Origin of the sequence: Clostridium sp. ATCC 25772 (assembly GCF_001573875.1) — a bacterium.
Lineage (GTDB): Bacteria > Bacillota > Clostridia > Clostridiales > Clostridiaceae > Clostridium_J > Clostridium_J senegalense.
This window is the reverse complement of the sequence record NZ_LFRG01000067.1, coordinates 1-13,558: the sequence shown is the minus strand read 5'-3', so window position 1 is coordinate 13,558 and position 13,558 is coordinate 1. Positions and strand designations below refer to the sequence as shown.

Below are 13,558 nucleotides of genomic sequence, written 5' to 3'. Positions count from 1 at the left end.
AATGCACCCCTCCATTCATTAATCCTAGTATAGTTCCATTCGAATTATGAGTCTACTTTTCCACGGGGGCCTATGAGCTATTAACTATTCACTATTAACTTTTAACTGAAAAAGTCCCATTTGTGATGGAGACAACACTAGAAGTAATTGCTTGTTTAAAGGTTTCACTAAAAGAAAAATAGAGGTACTGGTTCTTTTTTTATATTATTATGGGAATACAGCAATTGTGAAATCTATAATTTAAACGAAGAAAATAGCCACAAATGAACCTGTCCCACTTGTTATGGAAGTAAAACTTTGAGTGATTGCTTACTTAAAGTTTGTTAGTAAAACTAGATTTTAAAAATACGTTGAGAATTACTAGAAGCAAAGTGAGTAGTAATAACCACAACTAGTAATTATTAACTTTTAACTCTTAACTAAAGAAGGCTGTTAGTTATTGATAAATGAATAACTTTAAAATTTAACTTAGAACCCTATTGTAATTCACAATATGAATATAGAATAAAATTTGAATTAATAGAGAAAATATAATTGAGAAAAATGTTAAAATTTTATGAAAAGAATGTATTTTGTGTAAAGCAACAATACTTTAAATTGTAAATCTATCATGTTATAATAATAGAAAGTATTACAAATTTTGATAAAGGTAGGGAAAAATAATGTCTAAATTACTAGAAAGATTTTTAGGTTATGTTAAATATGATACTCAAAGTGATGAAGCATCATCAACACTTCCAAGCACAAAAAGTCAATTAGAATTTGGAAAAGTTTTATTAGAAGAATTAAAATCAATAGGTATGAGTGATGTTAAAGTTGATGAAATGGGGTTTGTTATAGCAACATTGCCATCAAATATGGAAAAAGAAGTTCCAACAGTAGGATTCTTGGCTCATATGGATACAGCACCAGATTATTCAGGTAAAAACGTAAATCCTCAAATAATCGAAAATTATGGTGGAGAAGATATAAAACTAAATGAAGATACAACATTATCAGTTAAAGATTTTCCTGAAATCAAAAAGTATGTTGGCAAAACAATAATAACAACTGATGGAACAACGTTATTAGGTGGGGATGATAAAGCTGGTATAGCTGAAATAATGACAGCTATGGAATACTTAATAAATAATCCAGAAATAAAACATGGAACAATTAAAGTTGCTTTCACACCAGATGAAGAAATAGGAACAGGATGTAATAATTTTAACGTTCCTGCATTCAATGCTGATTTTGCTTATACATTAGATGGTGGTGAAGTTGGAGAAATATCTTATGAAACTTTCAATGCAGCTGGAGCAGTAGTTACATTTAATGGAGTAAACGTACATCCAGGTTCAGCTAAAGGAAAAATGAAACATTCTGGAATAATATCTATGGAATTCTTTAATGAATTACCAGAAAACCAAAGACCAGAAACAACTGAAGGTTATGATGGATTCTTCATGTTAACAGATATGAATGTAACAGTTGAAAAATCTGTTCAGGAATATATAATAAGAGACTTTGATATGGATAAATTCAAAGCTAAAAAGGCTACAATGGAAGCTTTAGTTAAAAAATATAATGAAAAATATGGTGAAGGAACAGTTGTTTTAGATATGTCAGATACATACTATAATATGGCTGAAAAAATCAAAGAGCAATATCATATAGTAGAAACTGCAGTAGAAGCAATTAAATCTTTAGAAATAGAAGCATTAGTATTACCAATCAGAGGTGGTACTGATGGATCAAAACTTTCGTTTAAAGGACTTCCAACTCCAAATTTATTCACTGGCGGACATAACTTCCATGGAAAATTTGAATACATTGTAAAAGAATCAATGGAAAGTGCAGTTCAAGTAGTATTAAAAATAATAGAATTATATTCTAATAAATAATAAATATAAAAAAGATGACTAAATTTGGTCATCTTTTTTGTTTTTATATAGGTATTATAAGATTTGATTAAGATAATAATATAAATAGAATTTAATTCATGGATATATAGAAATAAGCTCTATTTAAATTTGTTCCTCAAATTTTTGTTATCAGTTGATAAAAATAAGTTTAGTTAAGAATTATGAATTATGAATTAAGAATATAGGATGAAAGTGGCAACCACTTTCTGAAAATGATTTAAAAAATCTATCAATATAATTTGTTTTGCAAATTTATAAAAAGATACGTTGAGAATTACTAGAAACGAAGTGAGTAGTAATAACCATAACTATTAACTATTAACTATTCACTCTTAACTTTTAACTAAAACAATCTGTTAGTTATTGATAAAATATTAATTTGAGTTTTCTCATTTGATAAATGAATAACTTTAAAACTTAACTTGGAACTCTATAATATAGAAGCTTGTCTTTAAATTGTCAAATAGAAGTCATTAAACTGTCAATTATAAGACACAAAATTGACATAAAATTGAACTAAAATTTAGTCATAAGGTTGAAGTGAGGGGTTGATAATATGAGCGATACAAATGAAAACAACTTAAATAATATGGAAGTGAAAAATAATACTAATGAAGAATTAGAAAAAACATTTATAGATAATGCAGAATATACAGTGAATGATAATAATTATTCATATAATCCACCACCAAAGAAAAAAAAGAAGAAAAAAAGAGGCATTGGACCTTATATAGCAATAGGACTTATATGTTCTACATTAGGTGGCGGAATTGGAGGCGCAGTTACTTATACAGCGTTAAGACATAATAATCAGTCATCACCAGTTCAAGAAAAGTCAAATAATAACGTTTCTACAACTCCTATAAGTGCAGGTGATTATATGAACATACCAGATGTTGTTGAAAAAGTATCACCAGCAGTAGTAGGCGTTGCAACAAAATCTTTCCCAAAAAACTTTGCAGGATGGCAAACATCTCCTCAAGAAGGTATAGGGTCAGGATTTATATTTAATGAAGAAGGACTAATATTAACTAACTATCACGTTGTTGAAGGTGCAAGTGAAGTTAATGTAATACTTAGTACTGGTGAGGAAGTTTCGGCTAAAGTTGTGAACTATAATGAGGATGCAGATTTAGCAGTTGTAAAAATAACTAAAAAAGATGTGAAAATACCAGGAGTTTTAACATTCGGAAACTCCGATGATATAAAAGTAGGAGAACAGGTTATAGCTATAGGAAGTCCATTATCCAAAGATTTCTCAGGTTCAGTAACAACAGGAATTATTAGTGCTGTTAATAGAGAAATGCAATTTGAAAATGGAAAAACACTAAAATTAATACAAACAGATACAGCTATAAACCCAGGAAATAGTGGAGGTCCACTACTTAACTCAAAAGGTGAAGTAGTAGGAATAAATACAGCAAAAATACAAGCACAAGGTGTTGAAGGATTAGGATTCTCAATTCCGATAAATGCAGCAAAAGAAAAGCTTGATATCTTAACAAAACCAATATTAAAACTTGGAATACAGTGTAAAGATATTGATGAAGTTTTATCCAAACAATATAATATCCCACAAGGTATTTATATTGCAGGAGTAGAAGATTTTAGTGCAGCTCAAAAGGCAGGAATACAACCTGGAGACGTAATAGTGAAGTTTGATGGAAAAGATGTCAAAACAGTAGCTGAAATTAATGCGCTAAAAGAAAAACATGAAGAAAATGATACAGTCCCTGTAGAATATATAAGGGACGGGAAAACTATGAAAGCTAACATAAAGCTTGAGGCTTAACTTAAACTTTATGTTTTGCCTAACCAATCCATTATTTTATGACGATGAGTTAACAAAAGATCCCCCTTAATCTATTGTTAATAGACCAATAAAATTCCTTGATAATGGATAGGTTAATATATATTATAGGTTACAAAAATTAACCTCATCTCCCTTTAACTTATACAAACCCAAAAAAAGATAGCTAATTTAGCTATCTTTTTTAGTTATTTTAATTCTTTAATTAAGCCTTTTCTATATGCAGTAAGAAGTTTTTCAAGCTCTGATATTTGCTCTATAAGTTCTTTGCCAATATCTGTATCTATAACCCTTTTTCTAGTTTTAGTAGTTTCAAGTATAACAGATGAAGATAGAATATCTTTTCCTTCTTCTATAGCTTTTTGGGTAGATTCAAAAGGTTCATGAGAAACTAGTTGTAATCCATAGGAATTATATATTAAAGTGTAACCCGCAAGGCCAGTTTCTCTTTGATATGCCTTAGAAAATCCGCCATCTATAACTAAAAGTTTTCCACCAGCTTTTATAGGACTTTCCCCTTTTACAACTTTAACAGGCACATGACCATTTATTATATGACTATCTAAAGGATCAAGTCCAAATTCAGTTAAAATCATATCGCAAATTTCTTCTTTATCTCTAAACTTAAAATAAGCATCTTTACTTTCAGTATGAGTTGTTTTATCGTCAACAAAATATCTTTCAAAAGTAGCCATTTTAGTTTTACCAAATAGCGGTGAATCTTCACCACACCATAAATACCAAAGAAAATCTAATGAATATAAATCTTTTTCAGAATTACCTTTATTAAAGTAACCTTCTCTAGCAAGTCTATCAGCCATATCTAAATATGCCTTTCCAGAGTATTCTTTTCCAGAAAGTTTAGCTTTTCTAAAATTACCATGTTCATCAAGAGGAATACATGCATGATATAAAAGATTAGAATTACAAACAAGATATAAACTTCCTTTAGAATATAAATATCTAACATGCTTTTGTAGTTTATCACTATTTATAAAAGAAGATTTTAATCTTAAAACTAAAGAACTTTCTTCTTTAGTAAGCTTATAAGGGTCTTTCATATCTATTGTAGGGAAATTAGTATCATTAAGAGGATATTCTTTTCCATCTACAAGTACAGTTCCTTTTTCCAAGTTCATCTTGTCTAAAAGAAGTCTATGTTCCATATTAAATGAAGGACGTCTTTTAATAACTTGACCTTCTAACTTGAACTGAATAACAGAAATAGCTTTATGCATTTGGGCCATAAGTTTTAAATCTGTTTCTTTATAACTTCCAGCAGTTATTTTAGGTTTAAATGATTTACAAGGGTCATTTCCATAAGTATCCATTGCAAAAGTTGCAAGTGGAAGTAAATTAACACCATAGCCATCTTCTAATGTTTCAAGATTAGCATATCTTGTAGAAATACGAATAACGTTTGATATACAGCACTCATTTCCAGCAGCGGCTCCCATCCATAAAATATCATGGTTTCCCCATTGAATATCAATAGAACTATATCTCATAAGACTTTCCATAATTATATGGGCTCCAGGACCTCTATCATAAATATCCCCAACAATATGAAGTCTATCCACTGTCAATCTTTGAATTACATTGCATATGGCTATAATAAATTCTTTAGCACGACCAATCCTAATAATTGTATCTAAAATTCCATTAAAGTATTCCAGTTTATTTGGTCTAGTTTCTTGTTCATTTAAAAGCTCATCTATAATATAAGCAAAATCAGGTGGCAGTGTTTTTCGTACCTTAGATCTTGTATACTTTGAAGAAACTATTTTGCAAATTTCGATAAGTCTATATAAAGTAATTCTATACCAATCATCAACTTCTTTTTCTTGATTTATTATAAGTTCTAACTTTTGCTCAGGATAATATATTAAGGTGCATAATTCTTTTCGTTCACTTTCTTTTAAAGTATTACCTAAAATATCATTAACCTTTCTTTTAATAACTCCAGATGCATTTTTTAAAACGTGGTTAAAAGCTTCATATTCACCATGTATATCTGTAAGAAAATGCTCAGTACCTTTAGGTAAATTAAGAATAGCCTGCAAGTTAATTATTTCAGTACATGCATCTGAGATAGTAGGGAATTTATGTGATAAAAGTTTAAGATATCTTAAATCATCTTCAAGCATATCGACACTTATTTCATTCATAGCTAACATAAGAAAACTCCTTTCGAATTAGACAAATTTATAGTCAGAAAAATTTATAGTTTAAATTGAGTATTAAAATGAATAAAATTAATTTTTCATCTGTCCTCAGTAATTTTCATAATTTAATTATAGGGTTCCAAGTTGATTTTTAAAATTGAACCCAAAAAACAGTGAGCATATGCTCAAAGTATCTTAATTTCTAAATAAATTTCAGTTTATTAAATTGATTTAATCTTATTTTACTATAAGGATGTTAAAGTCATCTTTTATTTTATGCATTATAAATTTCAAACATCCCAAATTTACAACTATAGTAATTGAAGTATTAAAACATCTTAAGTACAATAAAAGACATTTAGATTTGAGCTTGTTCACTATATAACTATATTTAAACACAATAATGTATCATTTATATTAATAGTATATAACATATAGCCAAATAATGTAACATTTATTTTTGGAAAATAAGTAATTATTTATATAGTAAACAATCTAATTGAATAAATTATTTAAAACTAAGAAAACATATAAATAAAAATACAAAGGAGAAATTAAAATGGTTGATGAAATGTTGCAGTTAAAAGTTTGGGCCGTAGTAGGTGCATCTGACGATGAAAGTAAATTTGGATATAAAATTCCTAAAAGATTACGTGAAAAAGGGTATACAGTTTATGGAATAAATCCTAAAGGGAAAGCAATAGATGGAATTGAAGTATATCCATTAATAAGTGATTTACCGCAAAAACCAGATGTTGTTAATATGATAGTAAATCCTAAAATATCATTAAGTACTTTAGATCAAATAAAAGAAGCTGGAATAGAAAACGTATGGTTTCAACCAGGATCATTTGATAAAGAAGTATTAGACAAAGCAAGAACTCTCGGATTAAACATAGAATTAAATCACTGCGCATATGTAGAACTAAATAACATATAAAAAATAGCTAGTCTCGAATTAGCAGCTTTGCTACTTAGTTGTTCGGGACTGGCTTTGGTGTTTTTGTTAAGGAATACAAAATTATAAGAGTAACAAATATTAGCGAATAAAATAAACTTATCGTGCCTGTCCCATTTGTGATGGAGATGATACTTAGAAATATTGATTGCTAAGAAGTCTAGCTAAAACTGTAGTATTAGGGACTGACTTTGAGTGTTATTTGAGAAAACTAAAATCAACAAAAGTATCTATCCCAAAGTATAGCAAAGTAGCCAATTACGCGTCTGTCCCTCTTGTGATGGAGATAGAACTTTGTATAATTGCTTACTTAGTTGAGGTAGAGATTTAAAAAAAATTGACAATGGACAAAGGACAATTAAAAAAATTAAGGATTAAGAATTATGAATTAAGAATTTAGGAAGAAACTGGACTACCAGTTTCTTTTGAATTAGAAGGAGTAAAATTTGAGTTTTAGAGATAAAACAAACAAAAGCTATATTCAAAAGTGCACATCCGTAACAAGAAGGACAGGCGTACCTAAGTATATTTTCCATAAGTTATTTTTACAGTGAAATCATAATGTTATCAATAAAACCTAAAGTAATCAAAGCCAGTCCTAAAAAATACGTTTAGAATTATTAGGAACAAAGTGAGTAGTAATAACCACAACTATTAATTATTAACTCTTAACTAGCAAAGCATTACAACTCTTCACTCTTAACTAACAAAGTGTTACCACTTTTAACTAAATATTCAAGAAGAATAAATAAAAATAATAAAAATTTAAATTTATGTTTAAAATTATATATATAAGCATAAAATATATAAGATTAAAAAGTATAAATTAAATTATATATTGCATATTTATAAGAAAATTGTAAATATTACTTTTCAAATTCTGAAAAAAGTATATAATAATACCTAAATATAAAAAAAGGATGGGATTTTATGAAAAAGAAATCGATGAGTATAGTTATAGCAATACTAGTAATTATAGCTATTATAATTTTCCCACTAGTATCAAGCTATAATAGCTTTGTAAGTTTAGAAGAACAAGTAAACACTGTTGCATCTGATTTAGATGCTCAATTACAAAGAAGAGCGGATTTAATTCCTAACTTAGTTTCAACTGTTAAAGGGTATACAACACATGAGGAAGAAGTATTAACATCTATAGCAGATGCTAGATCAAAACTTGCAGGTGCAGGAACAATGGAAGAAAAAGCAGCTGCAGATTCAGAACTTTCTAATTCATTATCAAGACTTTTAGTTGTAGTGGAGAATTATCCAGAGTTAAAGGCAAATGAAAACTTTAAAGATTTAACAGTAGCTCTAGAAGGTACAGAAAACAGAATAGCCATAAAGAGAGAAGATTATAATAATGTAGTTTCACAATACAATAAAAAAATTAAAAGGTTCCCAGGCAACATAGTAGCATCAATGTTTGGTTTTGAAGAAAAACAATATTTCAAAGCAGCCGAAGGAGCAACAGAGGTTCCTAACGTTGACTTCAATAAGTAGTGAGAAGTTAATATGAAAAATTTAATAAAAAGAATATCAGCATTTTTAATTTTTTTATTTGTATGTATAACTCCATTAAGTGCATTTTCAATAGAATATGAGAGCCCAACAAAATATAAATATATAAATGATTATGTTGGAATAATGGATGAAAAAACACGAGATGAAATTATTTCTATAGGTAAAGAATTAGAAGATAAAACTTCAGCACAATCAACTATAGTAATAATAAATTCATTACAAGGAAATTCAATAGAAGATTATGCAAATAAACTTTTTAGACAGTGGGGAATAGGAACGAGTGAAAAAGATAATGGACTACTAATACTAATGGCAATAGAAGATAAACAATATAGAGTAGAAGTAGGTAGAGGATTAGAAGGTGCAATAACTGATATTTATAGTAACAGAGTAATGGAAGGTGAAGCAAAACCTTATTTCAAGGAAGGTGATTACTCAACGGGACTATTAAATGCATATAAAGTATTTGCACAGGATATTGCAACAGAATATAATCAAACATTATCTTATGATTACTCTCCACAAGAAAATTATAAAGAAGGTTCACAATCTGATGGTGAATCAGCCATCTTAATAGGGATAATTGTTTTTATCATATTAGGAGATGCGCTTTTTAATAAAGGAAGATTAATGTCTTTACTTTTCTTACGTAGAAGAAGAGGACGCTATTATGGAACAGGACCAATTATAAGAAATAATCGTAAAAATGATGATGATGACGACTTTTTCGGACCCTTTGGTGGTGGAGGAGGTTCATCAGGTGGTGGATTTGGAGGCTTTGGTGGAGGAAGCTCAAATGGTGGAGGTTCTTCAGGAAGCTGGTAAAATAAAAAGTTATGAAAATAGATTTCTATTTTCATAACTTTTTTGTTATGTTAATAAAATTTTATTGATACATCATATCCTAAATTCTTGAAAAAATCTTTTAAAAATTTTTCAGTAGATATATTTACTTCATCAAGAAAGCCTTTATCAATAATTTCATTTTCTTTTTCATTTTTAGATTTACAAATTTCATTAAAAATTTCATTGCTTTTCAAAGGATTAAAAAGAGAATTTTTTTCATTTAAAGTAGAAATTTTATCCTCAATGACTACATGGTCTAAAATCTTTGAATTAGGAATAGACAGAGTAGCTTTATTCCCATTTATTTTAAGTTTACTTTCTTTTAAAGAAACTCCAGCTTTTATATATCCATCATATTTTAAAACAAAAGATTTTTCAGTAAAGGGGATATCTATATCATTAAACTTTAAATTATCCTTCACAGAAATAATATTAGAATAATCGTATTTAACAGTAACAAGTTCATTAATGCTTACAAGTTGCTGAAATATTGTTTCAGTAGAATCTTTTCTGTGAGATTTAAAAGGAGTTTTAAAAGATAAAATAAATAAAAGAACTACTATAACAATTATTAAAAGTCCTATTATTTTAGATTTAAAAGAAACTTTCTTGATAAAAACACCTCCTTAAAGATTAAAAAAACTTTTTAGCTTATACCATTAAATTTTATTTGTCAATTGAGAAAAATAAATAGTAAAAATCATTGAGAATGATGACTTTTAGAATTTAATTAGGTTAAAATATTCTCACTTGATAAAGATATAAATTAAAAGTTTAGATTGAAACCCTACATATATATATATGAAAAAAATGACAAAAAATTACTTAATGGTTAAGTTTTTATAAAATATGGATAGAGAGGTTTACACTTTACTAGGATAGTGATAAATTTAAGTTAGCACAATTAACCATATAGCTTTAAGTTTGGAATGTTTTGTCTTGAATTAAACATTCCTAAAAATGGATAAAAACAAAAATAACACCAGTTAAACTGGTGTTATTTGTTTATCTTTGCCCTAATTTTAAATTTGGAATTGCATTTAATGTTAAATCAGATGTTCTTCCACAATTATATTCAAAATATGCAGCACTTCCTATCATTGCAGCATTGTCTGTACATAATATAGGTTTTGGGAATAAAACTTTTATTCCTTCCTTCTCACATTCATTTATCATAGTTGCTCTTAGACAACTGTTAGAAGCAACGCCTCCAGCTATAGCTATTTTATCAACATTTTTTATTTTACAAGCTTTAATAGCATTTTCAACTAAGACTTCAACTACTGATTTTTGAAAAGATGCAGCAACATCTGGTATATTAACTTCTTCATTTTTCATTTCAGCTTTATTTAGATAATTTAAAACTGAAGATTTTACTCCGCTGAATGAAAAATCTAAGCACTCCTGATGAAAGTTAGCTTTAGGGAATTTTATTGCGGTATTATTTCCTTCTTTAGCAATCTTATCAATTTTAGGACCGCCAGGGTAGCCAAGACCTAAAGCACGAGCTACTTTATCATAAGCTTCACCGGCAGCATCATCTTTTGTTTCACCCATAACTTCAAATTCACCATAATCTTTCATATGTACTACAAATGTGTGTCCACCTGAAACAACTAATGTTACAAATGGAGGCTCTAACTCTTTATATTCAATAAAGTTAGCACTTATGTGACCCTCAATGTGATTTACACCTATTAAAGGGATATTAAGAGCATAAGCTAAAGATTTGGCATACTGAAGACCAACAAGTAAAGCACCAACAAGACCAGGTCCGTAAGTAACACCAACAGCATCTATTTCATTTAAAGTTACATTAGCTTCATCTAAAGCTTCTTGAACAACAGCACTGATTGCTTCAATATGTTTTCTAGAAGCAACCTCAGGAACAACACCACCAAATTTTTCATGAGTAGAAATTTGTGATGCTATAACATTAGACAAAACTTCCCTACCGTCAACAACAACTGCAGCAGAAGTTTCATCACAACTAGATTCTATAGATAATATCTTAAAATTTTCTTTCATAGCATAAACACCTCGTTCTTATGACAATTCAATTAATACATATTTAATTAAATAATAAAGTTTAGTTATATTATTTAATTAAATGTGCCTAATAAGAGAAACTCTATTATGATTATATACTTTTATAAGCTTTATAATCAAATATTAGAACAGTTTTTTAAAGCATTTTTTACAAAGAATAGTTTTTCCTTTATTTGCAGATATAGCATTCTCCTTAGATACTGACCTTTGACATATCTCACAACATAAAACTTCTTTGGAGACAGATTTTGGAGATGTAACTTTTTTTAATTGATTAGGATTTTTTGTCTTTGAGTTAGAAGGAGGATTATACTCTATAGTTTCGTCTTTTATATCACGTTTCTCTATTGAATAATTCATCTTATATGTACTTTCACCGAATAACTCTAGCTCAAACCTAGGGTTTTTCTCATCATAAAATTCCTCTATAATTAATCGCCTAACTTGAGCATCATTAACTATAAGTCCACTTTTTTCTACACCATCAAAAATGCTTTTAGTTATGTTATTGGTATCAGGATGACGTTTTTTAGACTTATAAAAAACTTTTAAAACTGCAATTAAGGCTTCAGATAAAACAATTCCAGGGTTTTGAACCCTACATTCATATGCAATTTCTTCCTCATAAAGTGCATATCGATCATGATACTTACCAGAATTATAAGGGAGAATAGCCCTACCATTCATATTAAATAATTTAAAATTAGATTTTGAAATAGGGGAACCCTTAACTATAACTTTTGCATAACTCATAAAATCCTCCAAACTACAATCGAATATATGTATATAACTTATATGTATAGTTTAAAAGTAAATCTTAAATTTTTCAACAAGCCACAAAACTTACTTTAAAAAAATTAGGAATTAAGAAAGAAACTGAACTTTAGTAAATTAACAATGGGCAAAGGAAAATCAATTAGGAATTGACATTTGACAATTAAAAAAATTAAGGATTAAGAATTAGGAATTAAGAATTCAGGAGGAAAGTGGCAATCACTTTCTTTTAATCTAATTGTATAATTTGCCTTGCAAATTTATAAAGAGTACGTTTAGTATTACTAGGAACGAAGTGAGTAGTAATAACCACAACTATTAATTCTTAACTCTTAACTAGAAAAGTCCCATTTGTGATGGAGGCAGAACTTAGGGGATTAATTGGTTAGTTGAGATAAGTAGTTTAAAAAATTGACAATGGACAATTGGGTTAGAAATTGACATTTGACAAAGGACAATTGACAATGACGGTTGAAACTGGGCTACCAGTTTCTTTGAATTAGAGGGAGTAAAATTTGAGTTTTAGAAGTAAAACAAACAAAAGCTAAGATCTAATTTTACAGCCGTAACAAATGGGACAGGCACGAATGGCTTATCTATATAAAAATAAAAATCAGCTCTTTGGATTTGGTTACCATGAATAAAAAAAGTTAGCCAGTCCCCTTAAATAGTTAAGAGTTAATAGTTAATAGTTCAGGATGAAACTGTATCACCAGTTTCTTTGAAATAAAGTAGCTTTGCTGCGTAGAGGTTCGGGACTGGCTTTGAACTTTTAGATAGAAGTATAAAGTTAGAAGAGCATCAAGTGTTAGTGAAGAAAATAAATTTACCGTGCCTGTCCCATTTGTGATGGAGGCAACACTAGAAGTAATTGCTTATTTAAAGGCTTCACTAAAACCCAAATAAGGGTACTAGTTCTTTGCTTATTTTGTTATGGGAATAAAATAAAAAAATTAAGGATTAAGAATTATGAATTAAAAATTTAGGAGGAAAGTGGCAATCACTTTCTTTAAAATCTATAAATATAATTTGCTTTGAAAATTTATAAAAATTACGTTTAGAATTACTAGGAACGAAGTGAATAGTAATAACCAGAACTGTTAACTATTCACTGTTAACTCTTAACTAAAAAAGTCCCATTTGTTATGGAGCCAACACTAGGGGTAATTGCTTGTTTGAAAATTTTACTAAAACCCAAATAGGGGTACTGGTTCTTTACTTATCTTGTTATGAGAGTACAGTAATTGTGGAATCTACAGTTAAGCGAAGAAAATAGCCACAAATGAACCTGTCCCACTTGTTATGGAATAAAAGTCTTGGATAATTGCTTATTTAGAAGTTTTACTTTTGTAGATTCAAAAATACGTTGAGAATTACTAGGAACGAAGTGAGTAGTAATAACCATAATTATTAATTCTCTCTTTTTAATTGAAATACTCAATTATGCTTCTATTCTCTCTTTTTAATTGAAATACTCAATTATGCTTCTATTATCTTTAAATTTTATATGAGTTTAATGTGCGAAGGT

The 13,558-nt window shown here is 28.6% G+C and carries 9 protein-coding genes; 5 read left to right on the top strand and 4 right to left on the bottom strand.

Annotated elements, in window-relative coordinates; translation table 11 throughout:
• The first annotated feature begins 662 nt into the window (after positions 1-662).
• Together pepT and AZI32_RS15970 are read left to right on the top strand one after the other, a co-directional pair.
• Positions 663-1,883: a peptidase T gene (pepT, locus tag AZI32_RS15975; protein WP_061996816.1), complete on the top strand. Its 1,221-nt coding sequence runs from the start codon at positions 663-665 to the stop codon at positions 1,881-1,883.
• A gap of 577 nt (positions 1,884-2,460) precedes the next feature.
• On the top strand, positions 2,461-3,696 hold the full coding sequence (locus tag AZI32_RS15970) for a trypsin-like peptidase domain-containing protein (RefSeq protein ID WP_061996814.1): 1,236 nt from the start codon (positions 2,461-2,463) through the stop codon (positions 3,694-3,696).
• A gap of 206 nt (positions 3,697-3,902) precedes the next feature.
• Here the strand turns inward: AZI32_RS15970 and AZI32_RS15965 are convergent, their stop codons facing one another.
• The gene (locus tag AZI32_RS15965; RefSeq protein WP_061996812.1) at positions 3,903-5,891 is read right to left on the bottom strand and encodes a fructose-bisphosphatase class III; all 1,989 of its coding nucleotides are present in this window, start codon (positions 5,889-5,891) and stop codon (positions 3,903-3,905) included.
• Between the two features lie 547 nt (positions 5,892-6,438).
• Here AZI32_RS15965 and AZI32_RS15960 point away from each other — a divergent pair.
• From AZI32_RS15960 to AZI32_RS15950, 3 genes are all read left to right on the top strand, one after another.
• A complete protein-coding gene (locus tag AZI32_RS15960) occupies positions 6,439-6,819 on the top strand; it encodes a CoA-binding protein (RefSeq protein ID WP_061996810.1) in 381 nt (126 codons plus the stop codon).
• Between the two features lie 948 nt (positions 6,820-7,767).
• Positions 7,768-8,340, top strand: a complete 573-nt coding sequence (locus tag AZI32_RS15955) for a LemA family protein (RefSeq protein ID WP_061996808.1) — start codon at positions 7,768-7,770, stop codon at positions 8,338-8,340.
• Between the two features lie 12 nt (positions 8,341-8,352).
• Positions 8,353-9,186, top strand: coding sequence for a TPM domain-containing protein (locus AZI32_RS15950; RefSeq protein WP_061996806.1), 834 nt, complete (start codon positions 8,353-8,355; stop codon positions 9,184-9,186).
• A 50-nt stretch (positions 9,187-9,236) separates the two neighbouring features.
• Here AZI32_RS15950 and AZI32_RS15945 read toward each other — a convergent pair whose 3' ends face one another.
• The 3 genes from AZI32_RS15945 to AZI32_RS15935 form a co-directional block, all read right to left on the bottom strand.
• Positions 9,237-9,698: a DUF4230 domain-containing protein gene (locus tag AZI32_RS15945; protein WP_275934993.1), complete on the bottom strand. Its 462-nt coding sequence runs from the start codon at positions 9,696-9,698 to the stop codon at positions 9,237-9,239.
• 514 nt (positions 9,699-10,212) lie between these two features.
• Entirely contained in the window at positions 10,213-11,235 is a 1,023-nt protein-coding gene (gene tsaD / locus AZI32_RS15940) for a tRNA (adenosine(37)-N6)-threonylcarbamoyltransferase complex transferase subunit TsaD (protein ID WP_061996802.1), read from the bottom strand.
• A 144-nt stretch (positions 11,236-11,379) separates the two neighbouring features.
• Positions 11,380-12,009, bottom strand: a complete 630-nt coding sequence (locus AZI32_RS15935; protein ID WP_061996800.1) for a RusA family crossover junction endodeoxyribonuclease — start codon at positions 12,007-12,009, stop codon at positions 11,380-11,382.
• Positions 12,010-13,558: the final 1,549 nt, after the last annotated feature.